Here is a 25,280-nt window from a genome sequence, read left to right on the forward strand (position 1 = left end):
TTCCGTTGCCATTGTGAACCTTGGGTTGGTAATGACCTTCAGAGTTTGCCTTGCCTGCATCGCAGCGTCAGGATGCGCCGGACTCGGTTTTAGGCAAGTGTTATGAATTTGATAGGTCGGTTGTTTTTGTTGTTGCTGAGCGCTGTTTTTCGGCGCAAAAATGCAGATCCCTTAGCGCCTATTCAGATGCGCTTTCGTGTTTGGCCGCATGATATGGATATCAATATTCATTTAACCGCGGCACGCTACTTTTCCTTTGGCGACTTATGCCGCACGCGTTGGATTATTGATACCGGTATGGGCTCGGCTTACCTCAAAGAAGGGTATCGGGCGGTACTCAATGCGCAGGAAATGACCTACATCCGTGAATTCCGTCCGTTCAGTCGCGTCGACGCGCGCGTGCAACTGGTGTGCTGGGATGAAAAATACGGTTACTTCGAACAGCGGTTTTACAGTGGCGATCAACTGTTCAGCGTCGGCCACGCACGCGTTGCGATTTTAAAAAACGGTAAGGTGAAAGGCCTCGATGCGGTCTTTGCCGATCAAGGCCTGGCGCTGAGCTCACCCCCGGAAACCGAGGCAGTAGCCGACTGGAAGGCAACGCTCGCGGCGAAACGTCAGAGCTTTAGCTGACGCTGTTAAGAATGTCGGTCAGGTAGGGTTTTTCACGGTCGATTTCGTCGCGACTGAGGCCATTCATTTCATAGGGAAACACCAGCCAGTCTTCGCTTTGGTGCAGGCTGTAATCCGGCCGCACACCGGTTTGGTTGGCTGACGGGCGTTCGTACAGTGTGGCCAGTCGTGTGTCCGAGGGCATATTGCGCTTTAAGTGACGGTTCAGTCGTTCCAGCACCGCCGCCAGGCTGTGACCGGTACCGAAAGCGTCGTCGACAATGAGCAATCGATCATCGGCATTCAGGTTTTCCAGCAAGTACTGGGTGCCGTGTACTCGAATACGACTTTGTGGTGCGGCCACCATATCGGCATAGCGCGTCATGCCCTGATAGGATGTGCGCAATGACGTGTGGTCGGTGTTCACGCCAAGCGTCTGCAAACATTCCTGCACATAGATGCCGACGGTGCTGCCACCCCGCCATAAGCCGACAATAAAGTTGGGTCGGAAACCGCTTTCATAAATTTGTACGCCCAGGCGAAAGGCGTCGCGAATCAGTTCAGCTTCATCAAGGTAACGTTTGGGACGATCGTGATCGGGGTGCATCATGGGTTGCCAGTCGGGTCTGCTTTGGGGACTATTGCTCACTGCAATGTTTTGGACGCTAACCTCGCCATGGTGAAAAAACAATACCTCAGTGCTCAGGGCCTGCTCGAAGACAGCTTTCGCTTGGCTGCTCAGGTGCTGAACTCCGGTTTTCGGCCGACCTTTATGATCGCTGTCTGGCGCGGTGGCGTGCCCATGGGCGCGGCGGTGCAGGAATTTCTCGATTATCACGGTGTGCATACCGACAACATCGCTATTCGTACCGCGTCCTACAGTGGCATCGATAATCAGAGCCGTTCGGTTAAGGTGCTGGGTTTGGACTATCTGATTAAGCACATCACCCACGATGATGCGCTGCTGATCGTTGATGACGTCTTTGATACCGGCCGATCAGTTGAAGCCATCATCGATGACATCAAAGCGCGTGCGCGCCTCAACACTCCGCATGATATTCGGGTGGCGGTGCCGTATTACAAACCCTCGCGCAATGAAACCGGCCGGGTGCCGGATTACTTCGTGCACGAAACCGAAGCCTGGCTGAAATACCCGCATTCACTGGAAGGATTAACGGCCGAAGAAATTCGAGACAACCGGCCCGAGCTCTACGCCATTCTGGCGCCTCATCTGCCTAAGACCGAGAACTGATTGATGTTGTTGCTGTTGTTTTATGTGCCGTTGGTGGTTTTTATCGTCGGCTATACGCTGGCGCTGACCGAAGCCTTCCGCCAGTCAATGGCCTGGGGGATCGTGGTACTGCTGCCGCCGATGGCACTGGTGTACAGCCTCTGGCACATCCGCCAGCAGTGGTTGCCCGCCATTCTGATGGCGGTGCCACTGGCGTTTATTTTCGGCATTTTCCCCTTATTCGCGAATGGTTGATCGCGACAGTACGGGTCACCACAAGGCTGCGCTAACCGCAGTCTTGTGGTGAATGCCTGCGATCAACGAATGGCGCAAACGGCAGCACCGGCCTGTACGCCTGGCCGCGCATAAAACCGTTCACAATAGTCCATCACATGTTTGAACTCGGCGGTGTTCAGCACGTCGTGACCTTCGTAGAAATCGATGCACTTGATCCAGGGGGCGATGGCCATATCAGCGATGGTCAACTCATCACCCATGATCCATTCCCGACCTTCCAGACGCTGATCCAGCACGCCCAGCAAGCGACGGCTTTCGCTGGTAAAGCGTTCTTTGGAATAGGCATCGCTCTTGTCGGCGGCGAATTTATAGAAGTGACCAAACTGCCCCAGCATTGGACCGATGTGCGCGGTTTGAAAGAACAACCATTGCAGTGTTTCCAGACGACGCGCCGGATCGGTCGGCAGGAAGCGACCGGTTTTCTCGGCCAGATAAATCAGGATGGCGCCGGTCTCCATCAGCTGCAGCGGTTTTCCGTCTGGGCCGTTGGGATCGATGATCGAAGGGATCTTGTTGTTCGGGTTGAGCTTGAGGTAATCCTCGTCGAACTGCTCGTCGTTCATGATGTTGACGGTATGAGCTTCGTACGGCAAACCACTTTCTTCGAGCATGATGCCGATTTTCTGACCGTTCGGTGTGGCCAGTGAATACAGTTGCAGAACGTCCGGATTTTCAACCGACCAACGTTTTGGAAAGGCAGACATGAATGACTCCAGTGATGACTGTTAAGCGACCTTGATGGGGTCAATGTACAGCGCCACAAGCGCAAGCGGCCACCGGAGCTTGCAAAATAACTGAGCAACTTGATCAGTGAATCTGAAAGCCTTCCATGCGTAACCTGACTGCACTGCCATGGCGCACAACCTGGCGAGGCGCACTGCCTTGGCCACCAGGTTGATGGGGCTTCAGGGCTTAACCAGACTCAGGGTTGAAAAAAACGGCCTGGCAAAGAGGTTGCTTAGTCAGGATAGCTCAATGAATTGAGCCGCTAAGTTTCCAGTCAGGAGGAAAGTATGGTCAATCAGCGTTTCAGCCGGATACTGAATCAGTGGGAAGAGAACCGACGCCAACGGCAGCAACTGGTGTCGACCGAGATTCAGATGAGCCGTTCTGATCGAGCCAAGTTGGAGGCGTTGGCTGAGGTTTACGATCAGCCCATTGAGCGGGTGATGGCTGATTTAGTACACAGCGCTTTGCTGGAAGTGGAATCCAGTATTCCTTACGTACCCGGTGCCAAGATCATTCGCATCGAAGACGGCGATCCCTGTTATGAAGACGAAGGCAAAATGCCGCTTTACCTGGAAGCGCGGCAGCGCAAGGCGAGTTCAGCCAGCTAGCTGATCGGTTTGTCCAGGCTGTCACCCCCGCCTGAAACCGGTTACAATCCGCGCCCGAATTTGTCCGATGGGAGTGACCGGTGTTTGATCCTAAAGCCATCCTGGCGCAGTTGACGCCTGAAGAAAAAGTGCAACTCTTGTGTGGTCTGGATGCCTGGCATCTGCATGGCATCGAGCGCCTGGACATTCCTGCCGTTACCCTGACGGACGGTCCTCATGGCGTGCGCCTGAGCCACTCTTCGACGCTGGATGGCAGCGCAGAACCGGCCACGGTGTTTCCGGTTGAAGCGGCCATGGGCGCGAGCTGGAACACGGAACTGATGAGTCAGGCCGCCGCGGCGATTGGCGATGAATGCCAGGCGCTGGGTGTGTCCGTTTTGCTGGGTCCGGGCTTAAACGGCAAGCGTACTCCCTTGGGCGGTCGAAATTTCGAATATTTTTCTGAAGATCCTTTCCACACCGGTGCCATGGCCGCCGCTTTCGTTAATGGTTTGCAGAGCCAGGGTGTTGGCGCGTGCATCAAGCATTTTGCGGGTAACGAGCAGGAAACCCGTCGTTTTTTAATCAACGCTGAAATTGACGAACGGACGTTGCAGGAGCTTTACGTTGAGCCGTTTGCCAAAGCCATTCGCGAAGCGAACCCGTGGACGGTGATGGGCGCATACAACGGCGTTAACGGCCCGCACGCCTGCCAATCTCCGGATTTACTGCAACGCATTTTGCGCGATCAACTGGGCTACGAAGGCCTGGTGATGTCCGATTGGGTGGCGGTGAAAGACAAGGTTGCTTCTCACCTGAACGGTCTGGATTTGGAAATGCCCGGCCCGGCTGAGCGTGATGAGCAGTTGCTGGCGGCACTGGCCAGTGGTGAGTTACCAAGCAGTGTTCTGGATGAGCACGCGTTGCGTGTGCTGGAACTGATCAATCGCAGTCTCGATAACCGCCGTACAGTGACGCCCGACTGGAAGGCGCACCACGAAATCGCCGTTCAGTTGGCTGCTGAAAGTGCTGTGCTGCTGAAAAACGATCAACAGCAGTTGCCGCTGAAGAGCAGCCAGCGCCTGGCCGTGATTGGTGATTTTGCTCAGCATCCACGTTTCCAGGGCGGCGGCAGCTCGCACATGAATGCCCGCCAATTGAGTGATGCATTGAGCGCCATCGGTGCCCGCGCAGAAATTGATTTCGCGCCGGGTTACACCGAAATGAGCGTCAGCGATGCCCAGAAAAACGAAGCGGTCGCGTTAGCGAGCGAAGCGGATGCGGTGGTCTTGCTGACCGGTACCACCGATGCCATGGAAAGCGAAGGCTTCGACCGCGCCGACATGAAACTGGCGCCCGATCACATTGAATTGATCAAGGCGGTGGCCGCGGCCAATAAAAACCTGATCGTCGTGTTGCACGCGGGTTCTGCGGTGGAAACTCGTCAGTTTGAAGCCGAGGTGCCTGCTCTGTTGCAGGCCTGGTTGCCGGGCGAGGGTGGCGGCGAAGCGCTGGCGCGATTGCTGTTTGGCGAGACTAACCCATCGGGCAAACTGAGTGAAAGTTTCCCGTTGCGTCTGGAACATAATCCGACGTTCGAGACCTTCCCGGGCACTAAAGAAACCGTCGAGTACAGCGAAGGTTTGTTCACCGGTTATCGTTACTACGACACTAAAGAACTGCCCGTGCAGTATCCCTTTGGTCATGGTTTGAGTTATACCCGCTTTGATCTGTCTGAACCGACATTCGACGCCAATGCACGTCGGGTGAGTGTTACCGTGACCAATGTGGGTGATTGTGCCGGTGCGGAGGTTGTTCAGCTGTATATCCACGATCAGCAAAGTACGTACCGACGCCCGGTGCACGAACTGAAAGGTTTTGCGAAAGTGTATCTGGAAGCGGGACAATCGAAGACCGTGAGCATCGATCTGGACGCGCATGCCTTTGCCTATTTTATCCCTCATCTGGGCCGGTTTGCTGAGGAAAGTGGCCGCTTTGAATTGCGCATCGGTGTCTCGTCACGTGATATTCGCGCGACCCTCTGGGTGGACATCGAATCCGATACCGAAGTGCGGATCTTGCCGGACCTGACGGACACCGTGGCCGATTGGCTGAACGACAGCCGCACGCAAGCGACCATGCAAAGCATTTTTGATCGCCTCGGTTTTAACAGCGACCATCAGATGTATGGCATTGCGCTGGGTTTCCCGATTCCGCAGTTGATCGATTTTATCCCGCAGATGGGTTTTAGCCAGGCCGAGGCTGAGCAAACACTGCAGGAACTGACCGCGACGTTCGAACGCCTGAGTTAAATCAGACGGACGAAAAAAAGCCCCCGCCGAAGCGTTTCGACGGGGGCTTTTTTATGGGCAACTCTTACGGCAGCAGAACGGTCGAGCCGGTGGTTTTACGCGCTTCCAGATCCTGATGCGCCTGGGCAACCTCTTTTAGGGCGTAGGTCTGGTTAACGTGAATGGTGACATCGCCACGACTCACCACATCGAACAAGCGTTCGGCGCCTTCTTCGAGCAGTGCCCGCGTGCTGATGTGAGTAGCGAGCGTTGGCCGGGTGACATAGAGCGACCCCTTGGGGGCCAGAATGCCCGGGCTGAACGGATCGACCGGGCCGGTGGCATTGCCGTACGACGCCAACACACCGAACGGACGCAGCGCATCGAGTGACGCCTCGAAGGTCGCTTTACCAATGGAATCGTAGGCGGCGGCAACACCTTCGCCGCCGGTCAATTCGCGGGCGCGTTCGGCGATGTTTTCTTCGCTGTAATTGATGATGTGATCGGCGCCAGCGGCTTTAGCCAGTTCGCCTTTATCGGCCGAGCCGACGCAGCCAATCACCACCGCGCCCAATTGTTTGGCCCACTGAGTCAGAATTTGGCCCACACCGCCAGCCGCGGCATACACCAGAATGGGATCACCGGCTTTGACCAGGTAAGTCCGGTACAGCAAATAATGGGCAGTCAGACCTTTGAGCATCATGGCCGCCGCGGTCTGGTCGCTGATGGTATCGGGCAGTTTGAGCAATTTATCCGCTGGAATCAGTCGGGCTTGCGCATAAGCGCCCGGACACATCGGATAGGCCACTCGGTCGCCTTCTTTTAATCCGGTCACACCGCTGCCGACGGCTTCGACGATGCCCGCGGCTTCCTGACCGAGAATGGCGGGAAACTCAGCGGTGGGATACAGACCGGTGCGGAAATAGACATCGATGTAATTCAAACCGACCGCTGTTTGTTGGATGCGGACTTCGCCCGGACCGGGATCGCCGACCTGAATGTCTTCCCAACTGAAGACTTCTGGGCCGCCGTTTTTGTGAATGCGGATGGCGTGAGTCATGACTTCTCCTGAACCGATGGGTTTTTTGTTCTGTGAACGATGACAGCAGTTTACTCGGTTGCGGCGCCATCATCACCCGGCCTTGCGTCGACGACCCTGTGTGGCTTTGCCACGAGCTGGTTTTCGTCGCCCACGCCGCGGCGGTTTGCCCAGACCCGCCAGCCCCGCAGGTTGCCAGGAACGCAGCGTGCCGATCAGATTCTGTAACTCGCCGATCAACGGCTGCATTAAGGTGTCATAAGCGGCCTCGCCGCTGGCAATGTCACTCAGAATCGATTCCCAGCGTGCGGTTCGGTCGGGCAGGGTCAGGCTTTCCGGCAGAGCGTTAATCAGTGCCTGGCCCGCCTCAGTGGCGTGCACTGCTTTACCCTGGCGTCGCAAAAAACCGCGCTTAAACAACACTTCTAAAATGCTGGCTCGGGTGGCTTCGGTTCCCAGACCGTCGGTTTCTTTGAGCACTTTTTTCAGTTCAGTGTCAGCCACGAAACGACTGATGCCGGTCATGGCCGCGAGCAAGGTGGCTTCCGTAAACGGCTTTGGTGGCTGGGTTTCTTTTTCGCGAATGTCAGCCTGGTCGCAATGAACTGAATCGCCTTTATGAACGGTGGGCAAAGTCGTCTCGGCGTCATCGTTTTTGCTGGGAAACAAGACCTTCCAACCGGCTTCTAACGTTTGCTTGGCCTGTGCACGGAACAAGCCGCCGGCCAGGCGCAGTTCAACTTTCTGCTCGCGGCGTTGCCAGGCGGGAAGAAACTGGGCTACATAGGCGCGGCTGACCAGATAATAAATTTTTGCCTCATCCTCACTGAGCCGTTTGACGGTTTTACCGGTGGGAATAATGGCGTGGTGCGCACCAACCTTGGCGTCATTCCAGGCGCGGCTTTTTTGCCGCAGGTTCAGTTGCGACCAGGCGGCGTCGAGGCGGTGATCGTTTAATGAGCTCAGGCTGGCGCGAATCGCCGTCGTTACTTGATCGGCCTGGGCATGGTGTTCATTGGGCAAATATCGGCAATCGGAGCGCGGGTAGGTGATGGCCTGATGTTTTTCATACAGGCTCTGCGCCAGGTCGAGCACGCGTTGCGCGCTGAAGCCAAACACCTTGTTAGCGTCCATCTGTAAGTGAGACAGGCTTGGCAGCAGTGGCGCATTCTGGTTGCTGGTGGTGGCACTGGCTGTGGTGATTTCACCGTCCTGTCCTTGCACGGTTTTCATCACATGTTCAGCCAGCGGTCGTGACAGGTTGCGGCCGTCGTCATCCAGCCAGGCTTCGCAGGCCTCGCTCGGTTGCCATTGGGCAGCAAAGTGTTCGCCGGTCTTGGTTTGCAGTTGCGCCCAGACTTCGTAGTAAGGACGACGGGTGAAGGCGTCGATGGCACGATCCCGTTCCACCACCAAACCCAGAACCGGTGTCTGTACCCGGCCGACGGATAACACGCCCTGATAACCGGCATTGCGGCCGCCCAGTGTCACGGCCCGAGTCAGGTTGATGCCGTATAACCAGTCCGCTCTTGCCCGCGCCAGTGCCGAGACCGACAGGGGCTGGAAATCACGATTGGGTTGCAGGTTATCGAGCGCGCGCTTAACCGCGCTCGGGTTCAAATCATTGATCAGGCAGCGTTGGGTGCGGTCGAGTTTGCTTTTGGGCACGTTTAAAAAGTGCAGCACTTCGTCGACCAGTAACTGACCTTCTCGGTCCGGGTCGCCCGCATGGATGAGTTGGTCCGCTTGTTTCACCAGCCGGCGTACCACCGCGAGCTGTTTGGCGGTTTGTCGTTTCGTTTGGTATTGCCACTGGTCCGGCACAATCGGCAAGGTATTGAATGACCACTGCTTGAAAGCCGGGTCGTAGGCGTCCGGCTCGGCTTGTTCCAGCAAGTGGCCGATGCACCAGGTGACCACTGTATCGCCGACGTAGACGCAGCCGTCCTCGCGCTTTTGCTGACCGGGCAGGGCAGCGGCAATGGCGCGCCCGAGGCTGGGTTTTTCGGCAATGAATAAGCGCATGGTGTCAGTGATCAGGATATGGATGGATATACAGTATTGTTTCGCTTGGCACAGTGCAAGGTGCGGCCCCTACTCAGCGCTGCCCAAACCGGTATAATCGCCGGTTTGGCACACCCCATTCTCCTGCCGAGTGATTTCCGGAGTCCGCATTCTGATGAGTGACAAGCCGTCCAACTTTCTCGCCACCCTGATCGAAGACGACCTGAAAAGTGGTAAGCACGATAAAATCGTGACCCGCTTTCCACCAGAGCCCAATGGTTATCTGCACATTGGTCATGCCAAATCCATCTGCGTTAATTTCGGTCTGGCCGAGCAATTTGGCGGCGTCTGCAATCTGCGTTTTGACGACACCAACCCGGAAAAGGAAGAGCAGGAATACATCGATTCCATCAAAGCCGACATTCAATGGCTCGGTTTTGATTGGGTGGGCAAAGAAAAATACACCTCTGATTATTTCGACCAGCTGTACAACTGGGCGGTGGCATTGATCAAACAGGGTGATGCGTATGTCTGCGATCTCAGCGGTGAAGAGGCCCGCGAGTACCGTGGCACCCTGACCGAGCCGGGTCGCAACAGCCCCTATCGTGAGCGCAGTGTTGAGGAAAACCTCGACCTGTTTGAGCGCATGAAAAACGGTGAGTTCGACGACGGCGCCAAATCGCTGCGCGCGAAAATCGACATGGCGGCGCCGAACATGAACCTGCGTGACCCGGTGCTGTATCGCATTCGTCGCAAAGAGCATCACCAGACGGGCAACACCTGGTGCATCTACCCGAGTTACGATTTCGCTCACGGCCAGTCGGATGCATTGGAAGGCGTGACGCATTCCATCTGTACGCTGGAATTCGAAGATCACCGTCCGCTCTATGACTGGTTTATCGAAAAATTGCCGGTACCAGCGGTGCCGCATCAGTACGAATTTGCGCGCTTGAATGTTAACTACACAGTGACGTCTAAGCGCAAATTGAAGCGTCTGGTGGATGAAGGGGTGGTCGACGGTTGGGACGACCCGCGTATGCCGACCATCAGTGGCATGCGTCGCCGCGGTATCACGCCGGCGGCTTTGCGTCATTTCGCCGATATGGTCGGCACCAGCCGTGCCGGTGGCGTGGTCGATCTGGGCATGCTCGACCACGCCATTCGCGAAGACCTGAACGACAACGCGCCGCGCGCCATGGCCGTGTTGAATCCGTTGAAGGTGGTGCTGACCAACTTGCCGGATAACCATCGCGAAGTGTTCACGGCGCCAGGTCACCCGAACCGCAGTGATCTGGGCGAACGTGAATTGCCGTTTACCCGTGAAATCTATATCGACCGTTCTGACTTCAATGAGGATTCCAGCCTGTCGCGCAAGAAATTTAAGCGATTGGTTTTGGGCGAATGGGTAAGGCTGCGCAACGCTTACATCATTCAGGCCGACGAAGTGATCAAAGACGATAGCGGTGAGATTGTCGAGATACGCGCCACCGCGGTGGCAGGCACCGTGGGTGCGGATGCGCCAGAAGGCGTTCGCCCGCGCGGCGTTATCCACTGGGTCTCGGCCAGCGAAGGCCTGCCAGCGGAAGTGCGCCTTTATGATCGCTTGTTCGATCATGAAACCCCGGATCGCGGCGGTGATGATTTTATGCAGTACATCAATGCCGAATCGCTCGCGACCCTGACCGGCTGCGTGGTTGAGCCTAGTTTGGCTGAAGCGGCCCAGGAAGCGGCGTTCCAGTTTGAGCGTGAGGGCTATTTCGTGCTCGATCGCTACGAAGGCGGCAGCGGCAAACTGGTGTTTAACAAGACCATTGGTCTGAAGGAAACCTGGACTCGGAAAGTATAAAAATTGATCAGCAATTTCCCCTGTTGACGCTGAGTTTTGTACTAAACTTGACCCGAAAACGGACTTTTTGGGTCAGGTTCACCGATGATCAAACGCATTCCCATCCGCAGTCTCAAAGTCGGGATGTATATCTCCGACATGAATACCGATTGGATCCCGCACTACAACTACAGCCGGCAAGGCAAAATTGGCTCTGACGCCGTTATTGAGAAAATCCGCAAACTGGGCGTTCGCCAAATCTATATTGATACCAGTAAGGGTCTGGACTCCTCCGATGGCGTGCCAATGGAAGAGATTGAACGCGAGAATCAGGCGCAGTTACTGAAGGTTGGCGAGCAAACCCAATACAACCGGCCGCGCGTTGAGCTGGCCAGCGAACGCGAACGCGCCGATGAACTGCACGGCGAAGCCAAGACGCTGATTAATACCCTGATGGGCGACGTCAAACTGGGCCGGGCCATCGACATGAGTTCGGTTAACAGTGTTGCCGATGGATTGTTGGAATCGGTCTTTCGCAATCACAATGCGCTGACCTGTCTGGGACGCATCCGGCACAAAGATTCGTATCTGATGGAGCACTCGGTGAACCTGTCGGTACTGATGTCGGTATACGGCCGCTTCCGCAAATTACCTTTCGACGTTTTGCACCAGATTATGGTCGGCGCTTTGTTGCACGACATTGGCAAGACCATGATTCCCGATGAGGTTTTGCATAAACCGGACCGGCTCAGCGATGAAGAATTTGAAATCATTAAACGCCACGCTTTGCACAGTAAGGAAATTCTTGAGCAGACCGAGGGCGTATCGGAACTGACCATTCAGGTCGCGGCACAGCACCATGAAAAAATGGATGGCAGCGGTTATCCGATGGGGCTGAAGGGTGAACAAATCAGCGAGTACGGTCGTATGACGGCCATCGTAGATGTCTATGACGCCATCACCGCCGATCGCGTTTATCACCGTGGCATTCCGCCGACCGCCGCGATGAAGAAACTCATCGAGTGGAGCGGCCACCATCTGGATCGAAACCTGGTGGATATTTTTATCCAGTGTATGGGCATCTTTCCGGTGGGGTCACTCGTGGAAATGAACAGTGGGTTGATGGGCGTGGTGATTGAAATTAATGAGCACGATCAGATGACACCTACCGTGCGGTTGTTTAAGAACTACGATACCGGGCAGCCGGTTCCCTGGCGGGTGTTGGATTTGTCAGTGCCCGGTTGTCAGGACGGCATTAAGCGCGCGCTCGACCCGTTCAAGGAAGGCGTACAACTGTCGGACTATATCTGACCGGAAAATGGGTCTTATTGATGCTGATCAGGCCGACCTAATTCGCCGTCAATACGGTCAATAATATGCAGCAGCTGGTGCGCGGGCAGGTCGTTTTGCTGATCAAAATATTGGTCGGCATAAGGTTTCACCAGAGCACCATTGGGCAGTGGTTTTCCGGCGTCGAGCAGAGCGCGCAAACGCTGGATATAGATCCATTGCAACCACTGTGGCAGCGACAACGTATCCACGGCAAAAGGCGCGGTGCTTGCCAGGGCTTCGGTGCTGGGTGGAACGTCACTCCACAAGTTCAGCCGACGCAGTTCGGCTTCCAGGTTATCCAGTAAAGTTGCAATCTGAGCCACGGTTACTCCGGGTCTTTATCGGTGGGTGGATGATTGATTCGCGCTGAATTCTAGCTGCAACAATCCAATCTGTCAGGCAATCGGCCGAGCGTGTAGAATAAGCGGCGCTTTTTTAACCAGTGTAGACAAGATGCAAGCTCCTACTCGCCTCGGTGAATTTCTTGAACAAAGCGGTGCACGCTACCGATTATTCGATCTCGGCAGTCAGTTACGGCGACTGTCCAAAGACGACTGGCAACGCTTTGATCAAGGCGGCGCTTATCCTTATCCACACCTCAATCACGCTTGGCTGGTGCTGTTGCTGTGGCATCCGGACAATCGCGAGCAACACGCCATCTGGTTTATGAAATTACCGCTGGACGAACAGGCGGGTTTACCCGCGCCAGTGGCCACCGATGTGCTCAATCGTTTTATGAAAGCGTTGGCCACAACGGACACTGCGGAACGGCAGCGATTGCTGACGGATCATCCTTATCAGTTCAAACCGGACGACGCCAAGATGGCCGCCCTGCATGCGCGCGCCGGTCGTATTTTGGGAGCGCCGACCAGTCAGTATTACGCAGCAGCGCAAGACTATCTGTTGGGCTCGGCTGATCCGGAGAGTTGGCCCGCTCTGGGTCTGCAAGGGCTGGCGGAGGTGTTGGAATCGGTTGACGATAAAGCACAACAACAGCTGGCTAAACGATTGCCAGAACTGCCGGATGAACCGCGCCATCAATTACTGCAAATGCTTGAACATCATCGTCCTACTTTGGCGTTGGCTGATGCGATTATTGCGATAGCGGATGCACAGGCGAATGAGACAACCGATACCTGCGCGGTTCGGGCTGTATCGCAAAGCGATGCGATCGGGCTGGTGCGCGCTTTTATCAGTCGTGCGCTGAATCGCCATACACAGTCTCTGGATCTGGTGTTGGCGATATTCACCCGCCACCCAGCGTTGCTGGACGATACCGAATTGAGTCTGGTGGCACTCGATCGCTTGGCGCAACTGGCCGATCAGGATGGGTTTAATCGTGTGGTGCAAGGGTTGGCATTGCAGCCGGGGTTGTCGGGTCTGGTATTAAAAGTGATGCGCCATCCGAATCGTTCTGACGCTTTGGCGCGTGCCATTGGTGGGTTAATTAACGCCAGCCGGAGTGTGCAATGAGCACGTGTCCTTGTGGTCGTCCGTTGTCGTATTCGCAATGCTGTGGCCGCTATCTCGACCAGGGCGCTACCGTGCCGGATTGTGAAACCTTAATGCGCAGTCGCTACACGGCCTTTGTTCGGCGCAACCATTCTTATTTGTTGGCGAGCTGGCATCCCAGCACCTGCCCGGATTTACAGCCCGCCGATTTGGAGGGCACGACCTGGCTGGGTCTGGACGTTTTGCGCAGCAAAACCGGTTTCAAAAAAGGGTACGTTGAGTTTCGGGCACGTTATCAAGACGACGAGAAAACCGAACACAGCCTGCATGAAATTTCCCGTTTTACCCATCACAAAAAACGCTGGGTATATCTCGATGAAATTGAGGCCTGGCCGGGCGATTAATACGATCGTTGCATCAGGTTATTTGGTTCAGTGACCGCTTCAAAGCCATAGCGTTCGTACAGACTCGAAGCGGTGCTGGTGGCGAGCATAAAGCGCCGCAATCCTTGCAGTCGTTCATCGGCCAATACCGCTTCTATCAGCTGCTGACCGAGTCCTTGGCGCTGTGCTTGCGGTACGATAAACACATCGGCGAGATAGGCAAAGTGAACCTGATCGGTGGTCACTCGCGCAAACCCAATTTGCTGACCGTCGCTGTACATTCCCCAGCACAATGAATGCGCAATGGCGCGTGCAACGCGTTCACGTTCAATGCCCGGGCTCCAGTAACTCTGCGTTAAAAAACCGTGGATCACATCCAGATCAAGACGGTTTTTATCGCTGCTGATTTCGACGGTCACGACAGTATCTCGCTCACCGATTTTAACTCGCCACTGCGAAAGGGTGAGTCGATCAGTTGCCGCACAGCGGTTGCAACGCGATTCGGATCGACCAGAGCACCTTGCTCCTTAAAGGCAATGAATTCTTCAACATCGGCAAAGTTATCGGCGTCACTGGAACGAATTTCAGCTTGCATCTGGGTGTCGATCAACCCTGGGCTGATGCTCAATGTCTGGATCGGATGATCGGCGTTTTGTTGCTCTTCAGCGATCGATTCCGCCAAACGTTCCAAGCCGGCTTTGGCCAGGCAATACAAGCTCCACCCGCCCATCCCCATTCGAGCGGCGCCGGATGAAATGACCGCCAGTGTTTTGCGGGCGGGTGAGTGCTGGAAATGTTGCTGAAATAATCCCGCTGCGGAAATATTCAGCGTCAGATTCACATCCAGACTCTGCCACCAATCGCGAGGCGCGCTGCTGGGCAGGGGGCCGATCGGGCCAATCTGGGCGGCGTTTAAAATCAGCACTACTTCGTCCCAATCCTGGCTGGCTTGGGCGCGGAATTCGGCGTCTATCACGTCAATGGCGCTTTCGCGTCGGCTGAAATCCGCATCGAAATGTGCCTCGCCAGACCCGGAGCGGGAGAACTCACGCACCGTCCAGCCCTGTTGCTGATATTGCTCAACCAACGCCGCACCCAGACCGCGGGAACCGCCGGTCATTAAACAGAGTTTGTCACTCATGATTGCTCTCCTATTGCTTTGCTCACCGCCTGTTGCAGTGGCGGCAGGATATCAGTTTCAAACCAGGGATGGCGTTTTAACCAGACGTTATTGCGCGGGCTGGGGTGGGGCAAAGCCTGGCGGTTATTATTCAGGCCAGCACGAACCGCATGGGTTAAATCAGTGGCCTCAGGCCAGTGCCAGTTTAAGGCGTGACGGCCGATGATCAGTGTTAATTGCACTGAGGTCAGTTGCTCCAGCAGCGGTACTCGCCAGGTCGATGCGCACTCCGGTCGTGGCGGTGCATCGCCACTGGCAGCACGGCCAGGGTAGCAAAAACCCATGGGGATAATGGCAACCTGTGATGGGTCGTAAAACTGTGTTTTGTCCAAGCCGAGCCAGGTTCGCAAGCGCTCACCACTGGCATCGAGAAACGGCTGACCCGCCTCATGCGCCCGAAGACCGGGAGCCTGGCCTGCAATCAGCAGGCGGGCCGTCGGATGGAACTGCACAATGGGACGGGGTTCGCGTGGTAATGCGGCCTGACACAACTGGCAGGCGCGGACCCTGGCTATTAGATCATCGGACATGCGGCCATGATAACAAGGCTTGCCCCTAATCGGTCAGCAGTAAACCGACCAAGGCTTCAGGGGCGTCTTCCTGCACCAGATGACCCGCGCCGGGAATCAGTTCGGGTGGAGGCAGGTGCAGTCGGCGGGCGAGTTCCTGGCCCTGCGCCGGCGGAATAAACGTATCTTCCGCCCCCCAGAGTAATCGAACCGGGCAGGGCGGGTGTTGATACAGCGGTTGCAGCTCTTCGATGGCCGCGCTGTTTGACTGCGCAATCCAGCGATAAAACGCCGCCTGTCCGGCGGCATCCTGCCACGGCTGAAAATACGTTTGGTGCGCTTCGGCGGATAAGGTGTGGTAGGCCGCACTTTGAATGTAGGCCTCAAACATGGCCTGGTGGGCGTAGCTGGGCAGGCCAGCGAAAACGGCTTCGTGCTCACGCACATGGGCAAAGAAAGGTGACCCGGAAGGCAGCACCGCCACCGCATCCAACAAGGTCAGCCGACCCAATTGTGCGCCTTCAACAAAGAGCGCACGCAACGCTGCGAGGCCGCCAAAATCGTGTGCCAGCACGTCAGGGTGGTCTAGTTGCCAATGGTCGAGCAAGGCTTTCAGCAGGCGTCCCTGTGTTTGCGATGGAACCTCATGTGGCTTGTCGGACCTGCCGGAGCCTAAGAGGTCAAAGCAATACAATCGATACCGCCGCGCCAGGCTGGGCGCAATGCGTCGCCAAACCTGACTGGAAAAGGGAAAACCGTGCACCAGCACCAGCGCGGGTCCTGCGCCGAACGTGCCCCAGGCAATGGCATGACCTTCGAAATCGAAGCGATGATCCAGATTCAACATGACGCTCTCCTGTAACCATTAAATTCGTTTTAATGGTATTTGGCTCAATAAAGATTGCAACCATTAAATAAAATTTATAGGTTACAGACATGAATCACGCCTGGCAGATCCTAACGCCCTTCGGTGGGCATCGTTTTCTCGACTTCCTCAACAGCATCGATGAGGAAGACAAGCAGCGCTCGGCCAGTGCCTTACCCGATTGGCCTGCATTGTTGGATTGGGCGGTCCGGTTTGAGTTGATTGATCAGCGCGAAGCGGCCGACCTGAAGGCCTGGCCGGACAAGCGCGCGACGGCGGAATATCAGCGATTGCTGGCGTTACGTGAAACCGGCTATCGGGTTTTCAGTGCCAGAGCCGCTCAGCGTGAACCCGACTCCGGCGATCTGCATGAACTGGCACAGACGGCTGCAGCGGCCTTGTCCGCGTCCACGCTGGTGACCCAGGATGGAAAAGCGCTCAGTTGGCAGGTCGATAACAGCGTGCAAGGCAGTCTGATTGGCGTTCGACTGGGCCTTGATCTATTGGATTTACTGTCACAGAGCGATTTGTCCCGGTTAAAAGAATGCGGTCGCTGTACCGGTTTGTTCATTGATCATGGTCGGGGTCGCGGACGTCGCTGGTGCCGAATGCAAAGCTGTGGCAACCGGGAAAAGGTGGCGCGGCATCGGCAGGCGCGTTGATATCAAACCGGTCGGCGCGGAAAGCGCAGTTTCAGGCCTTGAAATAGTTGAGTAAAGCACTCAGGTATAGCGCCAATTAACGTCGCTTCACCTGCCGAGGTATGCATGGAAACCAGCCTGAAAATCTCCACCGCTGCACGCGATTTTCTCAATCAGTTATTGGCGCGTCAGAAAGTGGAGGGCATGGCCGCGCGACTGTTTGTCAGCGACCCGGGCACACCGCGTGCGGAAACCTGTCTGGCCTATTGCCGTCCGGGTGAAGAACAGCCGACCGATACACGGCTGGAAGTCGGTGAAGGCTTGGTGTTATTTCTGGAAAAAGCCAGCCTGCCGTATCTGAAAGACTTGGAAATGGGCGTGCAGGATGATGAGCGCGGCCAGCGGCTGACCATCAAAGCGCCGAACGCCAAAACCCCTGGCAGTGCGGGTGATACTCGAATTTTGCTGCGCGATTGCGCGGCGCGACAGGTGCCGTCCGGCGCCGCAACGACCTTGCCCGAAGGCGCCGAAGTGCGCATCACCCAATCACTCGGTGGCAGTTATACGCTGATTTACGGCGGCAACATGGTGCGCGTTGATGGCAGTGATGCCGACGCTCTGGGCCTGGAGCCCAACGGTTTGAGTTTTGATGCGCCAGCCGATGGTCGTATCAGTGAAGATCAGGTTTGGCAGGCGTTAGCGACGGTCTATGACCCGGAAATTCCAGTCGATATTGTCAACCTTGGTCTGGTCTATAAGCTCGATATCGATCAGGAAAAACACAGCGTTGCAGTGGAGATGACGCTGACCGCGCCAGGCTGTGGCATGGGCGATGTGCTGGTGGGTGATGTGAAATTCCGTCTGGCGCAGGTGCCGCATGTGCAGCAAACCGATGTCGAGCTGGTGTTCGATCCGCCCTGGCAGCAGCATATGATGAGCGAAGAAGCCCGGCTGGAAACCGGGCTGTTTTTCTAATTCGTGTGATCCACCGGGTGATGGATCTTTGTTACGAGCCCGGTTCAGTCAAAAATCCCAACGACTGAATGCCCGAACGCTGAACCGCGGCCATCGCTTTGGCGACATGCTCGTAGGCAACCGCGCGATCACCGCGCAAATGAATGGGGGGTTGCGGTTCCCGTGCCGCCGCCGCCGCCAGTCGACTTTCCAGTTCGTCGAAACTCACCGTTGTGCTGTTCCAGCTCAGCTCGCCACCCACACCGACCGAAATGGTGATGGTGTCGGGCGTCGGTTCGGTCGGGGTGTTGTCCGCTTCGGGTAAATCGAGATTCACCGAATGGGTAATCACCGGGACGGTGATGATAAAGATGATCAGCAGCACCAACATGACGTCCACCAGGGGCGTCATGTTGATTTCGCTCATGACCTCGTCGTCTTGATTGCCGCCGCCAAAGGCCATCTCAGTTCACTCCTCGTTTGCCGGTTTTGATCACCGTCGGTGTGCCGGTGATCAGATAGGCGTGCAACTGGCTGGCAAAACGATCCAGCCGGCCCAGAATGCCTTTGTTACCTCGCGTGATGGCGTTGTAACCCAGCACCGCCGGAATCGCGACAGCCAGACCAAAGGCGGTCATGATCAGCGCTTCACCGACCGGGCCGGCGACTTTGTCGATGCTCGCCTGACCGGACACGCCAATACCAACCAGAGCGTGATAAATCCCCCAGACGGTTCCGAACAAACCGACGAAGGGCGCAGTGGAACCCACTGACGCCAGAATCGCCAGCCCGCGTTGCATACGCTCGCGGCTTTCATCCAGCGCGCTGCCGATGGCGGTGGTCAGCCATTCGGTCAGCGGTAACTGACTGTTGAGGTTATCGCCGTGGGTGCGGTGATAGTCGAGTGCGTCGCGGCCTTTGACCGCCAGCAGTCGATACGGGTTTTGCGGCGTTGCCGGTTGCAGATGCTCAAGCGCTTCGTTGAAATCGTGCGCCTGCCAGAATGCATCCAGGGATTTCGCCTGGCGTCGCAGCCGCCACAGGTCGAGGCCACGGATCACAATCACCAACCAACTGGCCACGGACATTAACAACAGCAGGATGGCCACACCCTTGATGATGGCGTCGCCTTGCGTCCACAAAGCCTCCAGGCCGTAAGGATTGTCCAAGGGGGTTTCCTGTATCACAGCGTGCTCACTCCAATTCGAAATTGATGGGTTGGCGGAACCAGTAGTCAATGGGTTCGCCGTTCTGTGTGGCTGGCACATAGCGCCAGCGCCGAACCGCATCCATGGCGGTTTCGTCGAGGCGGTCGTAGCCGCTGGACTCGAGCAGGCGAATGTCACCCACGCTGCCATCGGCGAGAATCAGTACGTCCAACACCACCTGACCTTCATGACCCAATCGGGCCGAGCGCCGAGGGTAGGCCGGTGACGGGTTGTCCAGATGAGCCGCATCGGAACGCGGTGCCACGATGGGCGCGCCTTCGGATTCGGCGTCCTCGGTATCCAGCTCAGCCAGTGCTTCATTGACGGGCTGCGTTGATGCCTCTTCGACTTCCGGCTCTGGCTCTGGAACGGGTTCCGGTTCTGGCTCAGGTTCTGGAATCGGTTCCGGTTCTGGCTCAGGTTCTGGAATCGGTTCCGGTTCCGGAATGGATTCGGGTTCTGGCTCAGGTTCAGGAACGGGTTCCGGCTCCGGTTCTTCCACCGGCTCCGGTTCTGGCTCGGGTTCCGGTGGCGTGGTCGCGGCGGCCGGTGCCTGAACGGATTCAGCCGGGGGCACAGGAATCAGCATGCCGCTGACGGTTGGCGGTTCAACCACCAAGGATTCGGACGGGCCGGCCAGGAATGCGGACGCCAAAACCGCCGCGTGTAACCCCATAACGAACAGGACGACAGCAATGTTCAGGCTGATGGTGCGCCAATGGTGAGTGCTGTCATTCATCGTCAGTCGTTAATCGCTGTCTGTGGGTGATTGAAAGGGCTGGCTTGAACTCGACGCCATCAGCGTCGTTGACGAGCGAAGGCAAGTCCAGCGGGCGCCAAGCTTAAAGTTGCCAAGAACAACTATCAAGGGCGGTTGAGAGCCAATCTCAACTTTGAAGTCCGTTTACATGCGCATCCCGAAGAGTAGAATGATAATAATTATTATTTGTAAATGTGAAGAGGTTGGATGTGGACGCACTTTCCAGATCCGGAGTCGCCACCCTGTATCACCAACATCAGCCCTGGTTGTATCGCTGGCTGTGCCGCCGACTGGGCTGTGAGTTCGACGCGGCGGACCTCAGTCAGGACACCTATGTTCGACTGATGGTCGCGGGTCGGCTGCCAGAACCGGATCGTGCCCGCGCCTTTCTGGCCCAGATTGCGCGCGGACTGGCGGTTGATATGCATCGCCGAAGAGCGTTGGAGCAGGCGTATCTGGAAGCATTGCGGTCGTTGCCAGAGCCTGTGGTGCCATCGGCTGAGCTGCAACACATGACTCTGCAAGTACTCACTCACCTCGATCAGGCGCTGGATACGTTGCCAGAAAAAGTGCGTCAGGCGTTTTTGCTGTCACGTTTTGAAGGACTGACCTACGCCCAGATTGCCGAGCGCCTGTCGGTGTCCGTCGCTTCAGTTCGGCATTATATGTTGAAGGCGGCGACCCTCTGTTTGATGACCTTTGAGACGGTGTCGTAATGGCCGACACCCAAGTGCAACAACTGGCCGATCGTGCCGGCGTGTCCCAACCGGTGATGAATGAAGCGCTCGGTTGGCTGGTTCAGCTGTGGTCCAATGACAACGGCGCCCAAACCGATATCGATTTGCAGCGCTGGTTAGCGCGAGGCGCCGAACAGCAACGGGCCTGGCAGTGGGTGCATTCGGTTCATCAGCGCCTTGATGCGGTGGCGGATCCGGCGGCCGCACAAGGATTGCGAGCGGCGCACAAAGCAGCCGTTACCCGGCGCCAGGCGTTGCAGTTACTGAGCGTGTTGGGCGTCGGTTTGCTCGGTGGTTACGGCGTGAGCCAAAGTGATTGGAGCCGCCGTTACCGAGCCGATATTCGCACCGCGACCGGAGAGATTCGCGCGCTGACGCTGCCCGATGGCAGTGCCTTAACGCTGAATACCGCTTCGGCGGTCAATCTGAACTTTGATGCTGTGCAGCGTCAATTAGTCCTCCTGGGCGGCGAGATTCTGATTGAAACCGCAGCGGACCCTCAGCAACCCGTACGTCCCTTTGCGGTCACGACCGAGCTGGCTCGTTTAGAACCATTGGGCACGCGCTTTGTGGTGCGACAAACCGATGACGGGCGCGGTCAGTTAACGGTGCTCGAGGGGGCGGTTCGGTTGCGGCCTTATCAGTCGTCTCAGGCTCAGGTAATTGATGCGGGTATGAGCGCTCATTACAGCGCTGAACGCATTGACGCTGTCGAACCCGCGCAACCCAGAGCCGCTTGGGCAGAAGGTCGGCTGGTTGTCGAACGTCAGCCACTGGGTCAGGTGCTCGACGAACTGAACCGCTATCGCTCCGGTGTCATTCAGTACTCGCCCGAGGTGGCGCAACTGAGGGTGTCCGGAACCTTCCCGGTCCGTCATACCGATCAAGCCTTGTCGATGCTGGAAAGTGCGTTGCCCATTGAGGTGAACAACCGGCTGCCGTTTTGGGTGTCAGTGAAAAAAATTCGCTGATGGATTAGCACTTTTTTTATCTCGTTCGGGAAACAGGAAAACACGTTGTTTTTCTCTACCCTGAACGAGGAATTACCATGCATTCATTACCCTTGAAACCGGGCGCTAAAAGCCTGCCCCCATTGCTGATAGCCGCCTTGCTGCCTTTGACGTTCTTGGCGTCAACGACGCCCGTGTTAGCGGAAACCTCTGAAGAGAGTCGTCAGAATTTTTCCATTGCTGCTGGCCCTTTGGATCGTGCCTTAAATGACTTTGCACGCGCCAGCGGCGTCTTACTGGCGGTCGACGCTGAGCAGACCGCCGGTAAAACCAGTGCGGGATTAAATGGCGTATTCACTCTCGAAGCCGGTTTCGATGCTTTGCTGGCGGGCACCGGTTTGCGAGCCGTGCGCACGGCCCAAGGCAGCTTTACTTTGGAGGCGGCCAATGACGGCGTGCTGCCTGCGGTCACCGTGTCGGGCAATGGCATTGATCCGACCCAGCGCCAGGCCGTGGTTGGCAGCGATGCTATTGAGCGTGGTCAGGCATCGGATCTGAATGAAGTGTTTCGCCAGCAACCAGACGTCAGTGTGGGTGGCTCGTCAGCGGTGGCTGAGAAAGTCTATGTACGCGGCCTGGAAGATCCACTGCTTAACATCACCATTGATGGCGCCAGTCAATCCGGTCGTCTGTATCATCACGCGGGCCGACTCAGTATCGAACCCGATTTGTTGCAACGGGTTGAAGTCGAAGCGGGTGCCGGCGCAGCGACGGCCGGTCCGGGTGCACTCGGAGGTGCCATCCGATTTGTCACTAAAGATCCGGACGATTTGCTGGCTGACGATCAGCGGTTTGGCGGCAAAGTCTCCAGCGCGTATTTCACCAATGGTGACGGCTATAAAATCAATCTGACCGGATATGGTCGCATAACCGATGCCTGGAGTGCGTTGTTGTCAGTCAGCCAGGCTGAACAGGACGACGTTGAAGACGGCAACGGCGATACCATGGCGGGAACTGCATCGCTGCAGCAGATGGGATTTGCCAAATTAGTCGGTGAGCTAACGGACGCACAAACGCTCAAAGTCAGCTACGACTATCGCATCGATGACGGCGAGCGTCCGCGCCGCCCGCAATGGGCCGGTGCGGCGTCCAACCCGCTGTACCCGCTGGAGATTGAGCGCGCGACGACAACCGTCAATTATCAATGGGCACCGGCCAATCATGACTGGCTGGACCTGGGCGTGACGCTGTACAACACCGATTCCCAGGTAACCCAGGACGGTGCTTTTGGTCTGTACACCGGTCGTTCAGTCAGCCAGGGGCTGAATCTGCAGAACAGGGTTAAACCTGGCGCTCATGAACTGACGCTGGGTGTTGATTATCGTCATGATGAATTGACGGCGGGGCCTGCCAATACCGATCCGGATGAGCAACGCGATAACAATGCCGTGATCGGTGTTTATGCGCAGGACAACTGGCAGTTGAACGACGCCTGGCAACTCAGTGCCGGCGCGCGTTACGACGCTTATGACCGCACCGATCACAACGATCAGCGCTACCAAGAAGCGGGTTTCAGCCCCAATGCGCAAGTGACCTGGCAAGCAACGCAGGCGTTGAGCAGTTATGTGCGTTACGCTGAAGCGTTCCGTGGTCCGCTGTCGCCCGATGCCTTCGTGCTCGATGGCGGCACCAATGATCCGGACCTGAAAGCGGAACGGGCCAGTAACCGGGAAGTGGGCGTTGAATACGCAACACGCCAGTGGTTTGTGGCGGCCAAAGTCTATCAGTCACGCATCGATAACGTGATCGAAGAGCCGGGCTACACCAACCATTATGAAAACATCGGCACCCTGGACACTCAGGGTGTTTTGCTCAGTGGCGGTTTTGAACTGGGCCGATGGAGCGGGCAGCTGGGTTATCACGTGAATAGCGCTGAGTTGGAAGATGAGCCGCTGAACGCCTACGACCATCCTGGCGTCGGTAACTCCATCGGCAATACCCTGACGGCCAGTCTGGATTGGCTGATGAATGATGCCTGGCAATTTGGTTGGGAACTGACCTGGGTGCAGGATCTGAATGACCTTGAAACGTCCGCCGGCGACATCGATAAGCCGGGCTATCAGGTGCATGATGCCTACGCGCGCTTCCAGCCCGGCTGGGTCGATGGACTGGCATTCAACCTGAGCGTCAGCAACCTGTTTAACGAGGCGTATCTCGACCACGCGACCAACGCCAGCTACCAGCATTTTTCCGGTTACGACATGGTGATTGGTCAGTTGGAACCCGGTCGCGACATTCGCCTGGAAACCAGCTGGCGTTTTTAAGCAATAACGGCTGAATCCATCATTTTCCCCTTCAAGGCCACGGTCGGTTTGTGACGATCGTGGCCTTTTCCGTCTGGTCAGGGTCATCACCTTTGTTCAAAATGGTGCCTCAAAGACAGGGGGAAATGTCCATGGGCTGTTCCGATCGTCCGGGTCTGATGCCGTTGGCGGATGGCTTGGCGCATTTGCTTGAGCGCCTGGTGCCGCTCAGTGGCGCTGGCAGTGTGGCGTTGGCCGACAGTGTGGGTCGGATCACCGCCGCGTCCATCCGCGCAGAAGCGCCGGTACCGGCCTGGGACAACTCGGCGATGGATGGTTACGCCCTGCGTCGTGCCGATCTTCTGGCCGATAAGCCGTTACCGATTCAAGGGCGTTCCTTGGCTGGCCAACCCTATACCGAACCGCTTAAACCGGGTTATTGCGTACGCGTGATGACGGGCGCCGTCTTGCCCGCCGGGTGCGATGCGGTGGTGATGCAGGAAGAGGCTGAGGTCAGTGACCGCGGCGTCACCTTTGAGAAAGTCCCGGAGCAAGGCAATAACATTCGCCGCGCTGGGGAAGATTGTCGCGCTGGAGATCGGCTATTGCCCGAAGGCCACTGCATCCGGCCGCAGGATGTGGCGCTGCTCGCCAGTGTGGGTTGCGCTGAGGTGAGTGTGCGGCCGCGACTGAAGGTGGGTTTGCTGGCCACCGGCGATGAACTGCGCCAGCCGGATGAAACGCTGGGCGTGGGCGATCTGTATGATTCCAATCGACCGGCGTTGCACGCCCTGTTGGCCCGGCTCGGTGTTCAGGTGAACGATTACGGGGTGGTTGCCGACGATCCCGATGCCTTACGCCAGGTGCTGCAACAGGCCGACACGGAATGCGATCTGGTGATCACCAGTGGCGGTGTCAGTGTGGGTGAGGCGGATTACACCCGACAGGTGTTGGGCGAACTGGGGGACATTGAAATCTGGAAGCTGGCGATTAAACCGGGCAAACCGCTGGCGTTTGGTCGTCTCAGTAACAGTTGGTTTATCGGCCTGCCGGGCAATCCGGTTTCGTCATTGGTGACCTTCCATCTGGTTGCCACGCGGGCCATTCGTCAGTTGCAAGGTCAGCCGGATAAAGCCTTGCCCAGCTTGCGCGCGACCACTACCGAGGCCATTCGTAAAACCCCCGGCCGAATGGATTTCCAGCGCGGCGTCTGGCGTCAAACGGAAACGGGTGTCGAGGTGCGACCAACGCGCGCCCAGCAGGCGTCTCACATTCTCGGTTCGCTGACTGAAGCCAACTGCTACATCGCGCTGGAGCAGGATCGCGGCAGCGTGGCCGCCGGTGAGACGGTCACGCTGTGGTTGTTCGATGCGCTTTTTTCCAGTTAAGCG

27 protein-coding genes are annotated in these 25,280 nt (G+C 56.8%); 15 read left to right on the top strand and 12 right to left on the bottom strand.

The genetic code is table 11. The annotated features are described in order from the left end of the window. Window positions 1–102: 102 nt before the first annotated feature. Window positions 103–633, top strand: coding sequence for a thioesterase family protein (locus BGP77_RS10530; RefSeq protein WP_108164694.1), 531 nt, complete (start codon window positions 103–105; stop codon window positions 631–633). Here BGP77_RS10530 and BGP77_RS10535 read toward each other — a convergent pair. After that, window positions 626–1,222: a phosphoribosyltransferase gene (locus tag BGP77_RS10535; RefSeq protein WP_108164695.1), complete on the bottom strand. Its 597-nt coding sequence runs from the start codon at window positions 1,220–1,222 to the stop codon at window positions 626–628. The two genes, BGP77_RS10530 and BGP77_RS10535, sit on opposite strands and share 8 nt — an antisense overlap. A 66-nt stretch (window positions 1,223–1,288) precedes the next feature. Between BGP77_RS10535 and BGP77_RS10540 the strand changes: the two genes are divergently transcribed. After that, on the top strand, window positions 1,289–1,864 hold the full coding sequence (locus BGP77_RS10540) for a phosphoribosyltransferase (RefSeq protein ID WP_108164696.1): 576 nt from the start codon (window positions 1,289–1,291) through the stop codon (window positions 1,862–1,864). Window positions 1,865–1,867: 3 nt separating this feature from the next. Further along, window positions 1,868–2,098: a hypothetical protein gene (locus BGP77_RS10545; protein WP_108164697.1), complete on the top strand. Its 231-nt coding sequence runs from the start codon at window positions 1,868–1,870 to the stop codon at window positions 2,096–2,098. Between the two features lie 62 nt (window positions 2,099–2,160). Here BGP77_RS10545 and BGP77_RS10550 read toward each other — a convergent pair whose 3' ends face one another. Beyond that, the gene (locus BGP77_RS10550) at window positions 2,161–2,844 is read right to left on the bottom strand and encodes a glutathione binding-like protein (RefSeq protein ID WP_108164698.1); all 684 of its coding nucleotides are present in this window, start codon (window positions 2,842–2,844) and stop codon (window positions 2,161–2,163) included. Between the two features lie 309 nt (window positions 2,845–3,153). On the opposite strand from BGP77_RS10550, the gene BGP77_RS10555 reads away from it, so the two are divergent. After that, the gene (locus BGP77_RS10555; protein WP_108164699.1) at window positions 3,154–3,477 is read left to right on the top strand and encodes a hypothetical protein; all 324 of its coding nucleotides are present in this window, start codon (window positions 3,154–3,156) and stop codon (window positions 3,475–3,477) included. A gap of 80 nt (window positions 3,478–3,557) precedes the next feature. Beyond that, entirely contained in the window at window positions 3,558–5,768 is a 2,211-nt protein-coding gene (locus BGP77_RS10560; RefSeq protein ID WP_108164700.1) for a glycoside hydrolase family 3 C-terminal domain-containing protein, read from the top strand. Window positions 5,769–5,832: 64 nt separating this feature from the next. On the opposite strand, the gene BGP77_RS10565 is transcribed toward BGP77_RS10560, so the two are convergent. Then, the gene (locus BGP77_RS10565) at window positions 5,833–6,807 is read right to left on the bottom strand and encodes a quinone oxidoreductase (RefSeq protein WP_108164701.1); all 975 of its coding nucleotides are present in this window, start codon (window positions 6,805–6,807) and stop codon (window positions 5,833–5,835) included. Window positions 6,808–6,879: 72 nt separating this feature from the next. Beyond that, entirely contained in the window at window positions 6,880–8,811 is a 1,932-nt protein-coding gene (locus BGP77_RS10570; protein WP_108164702.1) for a DNA topoisomerase III, read from the bottom strand. A gap of 154 nt (window positions 8,812–8,965) precedes the next feature. Between BGP77_RS10570 and BGP77_RS10575 the strand changes: the two genes are divergently transcribed. Together BGP77_RS10575 and BGP77_RS10580 are read left to right on the top strand one after the other, a co-directional pair. Next, window positions 8,966–10,636: a glutamine--tRNA ligase/YqeY domain fusion protein gene (locus BGP77_RS10575; RefSeq protein ID WP_108164703.1), complete on the top strand. Its 1,671-nt coding sequence runs from the start codon at window positions 8,966–8,968 to the stop codon at window positions 10,634–10,636. An 84-nt stretch (window positions 10,637–10,720) separates the two neighbouring features. Beyond that, a complete protein-coding gene (locus BGP77_RS10580; protein WP_108164704.1) occupies window positions 10,721–11,926 on the top strand; it encodes an HD-GYP domain-containing protein in 1,206 nt (401 codons plus the stop codon). A gap of 14 nt (window positions 11,927–11,940) precedes the next feature. Here the strand turns inward: BGP77_RS10580 and BGP77_RS10585 are convergent, their stop codons facing one another. Then, window positions 11,941–12,270 (bottom strand): YqcC family protein, encoded by a 330-nt coding sequence (locus tag BGP77_RS10585; protein WP_108164705.1) that lies wholly within the window; start codon window positions 12,268–12,270, stop codon window positions 11,941–11,943. 130 nt (window positions 12,271–12,400) lie between these two features. On the opposite strand from BGP77_RS10585, the gene BGP77_RS10590 reads away from it, so the two are divergent. Together BGP77_RS10590 and BGP77_RS10595 are read left to right on the top strand one after the other, a co-directional pair. After that, on the top strand, window positions 12,401–13,420 hold the full coding sequence (locus BGP77_RS10590; protein ID WP_108164706.1) for a DUF3549 family protein: 1,020 nt from the start codon (window positions 12,401–12,403) through the stop codon (window positions 13,418–13,420). Continuing rightward, window positions 13,417–13,803 (top strand): YchJ family protein, encoded by a 387-nt coding sequence (locus BGP77_RS10595; RefSeq protein WP_108164707.1) that lies wholly within the window; start codon window positions 13,417–13,419, stop codon window positions 13,801–13,803. Before BGP77_RS10590 ends, BGP77_RS10595 begins: the two co-directional genes overlap by 4 nt. On the opposite strand, the gene BGP77_RS10600 is transcribed toward BGP77_RS10595, so the two are convergent. Genes BGP77_RS10600 through BGP77_RS10615 form a run of 4 tightly spaced genes read right to left on the bottom strand, consistent with a single transcriptional unit; the run spans window position 13,800 to window position 16,318 of the window. After that, entirely contained in the window at window positions 13,800–14,201 is a 402-nt protein-coding gene (locus BGP77_RS10600) for a GNAT family N-acetyltransferase (protein ID WP_108164708.1), read from the bottom strand. The two genes, BGP77_RS10595 and BGP77_RS10600, sit on opposite strands and share 4 nt — an antisense overlap. Further along, complete coding sequence (locus BGP77_RS10605; RefSeq protein ID WP_108164709.1) at window positions 14,198–14,923, bottom strand: SDR family NAD(P)-dependent oxidoreductase; 726 nt, start codon at window positions 14,921–14,923, stop codon at window positions 14,198–14,200. Before BGP77_RS10605 ends, BGP77_RS10600 begins: the two co-directional genes overlap by 4 nt. Then, entirely contained in the window at window positions 14,920–15,492 is a 573-nt protein-coding gene (locus tag BGP77_RS10610) for a uracil-DNA glycosylase family protein (protein WP_108164710.1), read from the bottom strand. Before BGP77_RS10610 ends, BGP77_RS10605 begins: the two co-directional genes overlap by 4 nt. A gap of 25 nt (window positions 15,493–15,517) precedes the next feature. Then, window positions 15,518–16,318, bottom strand: a complete 801-nt coding sequence (locus tag BGP77_RS10615; RefSeq protein WP_108164711.1) for an alpha/beta fold hydrolase — start codon at window positions 16,316–16,318, stop codon at window positions 15,518–15,520. 89 nt (window positions 16,319–16,407) lie between these two features. Here BGP77_RS10615 and BGP77_RS10620 point away from each other — a divergent pair, with 89 nt between their 5' ends. Then, window positions 16,408–16,998: a CGNR zinc finger domain-containing protein gene (locus BGP77_RS10620; RefSeq protein WP_108164712.1), complete on the top strand. Its 591-nt coding sequence runs from the start codon at window positions 16,408–16,410 to the stop codon at window positions 16,996–16,998. A gap of 105 nt (window positions 16,999–17,103) precedes the next feature. Further along, a complete protein-coding gene (sufT, locus tag BGP77_RS18405; RefSeq protein ID WP_108164713.1) occupies window positions 17,104–17,952 on the top strand; it encodes a putative Fe-S cluster assembly protein SufT in 849 nt (282 codons plus the stop codon). A gap of 31 nt (window positions 17,953–17,983) precedes the next feature. On the opposite strand, the gene BGP77_RS10630 is transcribed toward sufT, so the two are convergent. From BGP77_RS10630 to BGP77_RS10640, 3 genes are read right to left on the bottom strand one after another with little or no spacing between them, the layout of a single operon-like run. Next, window positions 17,984–18,394, bottom strand: coding sequence for a biopolymer transporter ExbD (locus BGP77_RS10630; protein ID WP_108164714.1), 411 nt, complete (start codon window positions 18,392–18,394; stop codon window positions 17,984–17,986). Between the two features lies 1 nt (window position 18,395). Beyond that, on the bottom strand, window positions 18,396–19,100 hold the full coding sequence (locus BGP77_RS18295) for a MotA/TolQ/ExbB proton channel family protein (protein WP_370446836.1): 705 nt from the start codon (window positions 19,098–19,100) through the stop codon (window positions 18,396–18,398). A gap of 25 nt (window positions 19,101–19,125) precedes the next feature. Further along, window positions 19,126–19,878, bottom strand: coding sequence for an energy transducer TonB (locus BGP77_RS10640; protein WP_108164716.1), 753 nt, complete (start codon window positions 19,876–19,878; stop codon window positions 19,126–19,128). A 230-nt stretch (window positions 19,879–20,108) separates the two neighbouring features. Here BGP77_RS10640 and BGP77_RS10645 point away from each other — a divergent pair, with 230 nt between their 5' ends. From BGP77_RS10645 to glp, 4 genes are all read left to right on the top strand, one after another. Then, window positions 20,109–20,615 (top strand): sigma-70 family RNA polymerase sigma factor, encoded by a 507-nt coding sequence (locus BGP77_RS10645; RefSeq protein WP_233252342.1) that lies wholly within the window; start codon window positions 20,109–20,111, stop codon window positions 20,613–20,615. Continuing rightward, window positions 20,615–21,607 carry a FecR domain-containing protein gene (locus BGP77_RS10650; protein WP_108164718.1) on the top strand — a complete coding sequence of 331 codons (993 nt, stop codon included), beginning with the start codon at window positions 20,615–20,617 and terminating at the stop codon, window positions 21,605–21,607. The genes BGP77_RS10645 and BGP77_RS10650 overlap by 1 nt, the downstream gene beginning before the upstream one ends. Before the next feature lie 77 nt (window positions 21,608–21,684). Beyond that, window positions 21,685–23,910 (top strand): TonB-dependent receptor, encoded by a 2,226-nt coding sequence (locus tag BGP77_RS10655; protein ID WP_108164719.1) that lies wholly within the window; start codon window positions 21,685–21,687, stop codon window positions 23,908–23,910. A 125-nt stretch (window positions 23,911–24,035) separates the two neighbouring features. Continuing rightward, window positions 24,036–25,277, top strand: a complete 1,242-nt coding sequence (gene glp / locus BGP77_RS10660; RefSeq protein WP_199224256.1) for a gephyrin-like molybdotransferase Glp — start codon at window positions 24,036–24,038, stop codon at window positions 25,275–25,277. The last annotated feature ends 3 nt before the right edge of the window (window positions 25,278–25,280 follow it).

The organism is Saccharospirillum sp. MSK14-1, from assembly GCF_003054965.1.
GTDB lineage: Bacteria > Pseudomonadota > Gammaproteobacteria > Pseudomonadales > Natronospirillaceae > Saccharospirillum.

Excerpts from the sequence above, each read along its gene's own strand:
- BGP77_RS10620 (WP_108164712.1), top strand. The coding sequence starts at position 16,408 with ATGAATCACGCCTGGCAGATCCTAACGCCCTTCGGTGGGCATCGTTTT.
- BGP77_RS10575 (WP_108164703.1), top strand. The coding sequence starts at position 8,966 with ATGAGTGACAAGCCGTCCAACTTTCTCGCCACCCTGATCGAAGACGAC.
- BGP77_RS10565 (WP_108164701.1), bottom strand. The coding sequence starts at position 6,807 with ATGACTCACGCCATCCGCATTCACAAAAACGGCGGCCCAGAAGTCTTC.
- BGP77_RS10580 (WP_108164704.1), top strand. The coding sequence starts at position 10,721 with ATGATCAAACGCATTCCCATCCGCAGTCTCAAAGTCGGGATGTATATC.
- BGP77_RS10570 (WP_108164702.1), bottom strand. The coding sequence starts at position 8,811 with ATGCGCTTATTCATTGCCGAAAAACCCAGCCTCGGGCGCGCCATTGCC.
- sufT (WP_108164713.1), top strand. The coding sequence starts at position 17,104 with ATGGAAACCAGCCTGAAAATCTCCACCGCTGCACGCGATTTTCTCAAT.
- BGP77_RS10535 (WP_108164695.1), bottom strand. The coding sequence starts at position 1,222 with ATGATGCACCCCGATCACGATCGTCCCAAACGTTACCTTGATGAAGCT.
- BGP77_RS10650 (WP_108164718.1), top strand. The coding sequence starts at position 20,615 with ATGGCCGACACCCAAGTGCAACAACTGGCCGATCGTGCCGGCGTGTCC.
- glp (WP_199224256.1), top strand. The coding sequence starts at position 24,036 with ATGTCCATGGGCTGTTCCGATCGTCCGGGTCTGATGCCGTTGGCGGAT.
- BGP77_RS10610 (WP_108164710.1), bottom strand. The coding sequence starts at position 15,492 with ATGTCCGATGATCTAATAGCCAGGGTCCGCGCCTGCCAGTTGTGTCAG.
- BGP77_RS10605 (WP_108164709.1), bottom strand. The coding sequence starts at position 14,923 with ATGAGTGACAAACTCTGTTTAATGACCGGCGGTTCCCGCGGTCTGGGT.
- BGP77_RS10615 (WP_108164711.1), bottom strand. The coding sequence starts at position 16,318 with ATGTTGAATCTGGATCATCGCTTCGATTTCGAAGGTCATGCCATTGCC.
- BGP77_RS10655 (WP_108164719.1), top strand. The coding sequence starts at position 21,685 with ATGCATTCATTACCCTTGAAACCGGGCGCTAAAAGCCTGCCCCCATTG.
- BGP77_RS10550 (WP_108164698.1), bottom strand. The coding sequence starts at position 2,844 with ATGTCTGCCTTTCCAAAACGTTGGTCGGTTGAAAATCCGGACGTTCTG.
- BGP77_RS10630 (WP_108164714.1), bottom strand. The coding sequence starts at position 18,394 with ATGGCCTTTGGCGGCGGCAATCAAGACGACGAGGTCATGAGCGAAATC.
- BGP77_RS10555 (WP_108164699.1), top strand. The coding sequence starts at position 3,154 with ATGGTCAATCAGCGTTTCAGCCGGATACTGAATCAGTGGGAAGAGAAC.
- BGP77_RS10590 (WP_108164706.1), top strand. The coding sequence starts at position 12,401 with ATGCAAGCTCCTACTCGCCTCGGTGAATTTCTTGAACAAAGCGGTGCA.
- BGP77_RS10545 (WP_108164697.1), top strand. The coding sequence starts at position 1,868 with ATGTTGTTGCTGTTGTTTTATGTGCCGTTGGTGGTTTTTATCGTCGGC.
- BGP77_RS10530 (WP_108164694.1), top strand. The coding sequence starts at position 103 with ATGAATTTGATAGGTCGGTTGTTTTTGTTGTTGCTGAGCGCTGTTTTT.
- BGP77_RS10640 (WP_108164716.1), bottom strand. The coding sequence starts at position 19,878 with ATGAATGACAGCACTCACCATTGGCGCACCATCAGCCTGAACATTGCT.
- BGP77_RS10595 (WP_108164707.1), top strand. The coding sequence starts at position 13,417 with ATGAGCACGTGTCCTTGTGGTCGTCCGTTGTCGTATTCGCAATGCTGT.
- BGP77_RS10540 (WP_108164696.1), top strand. The coding sequence starts at position 1,289 with ATGGTGAAAAAACAATACCTCAGTGCTCAGGGCCTGCTCGAAGACAGC.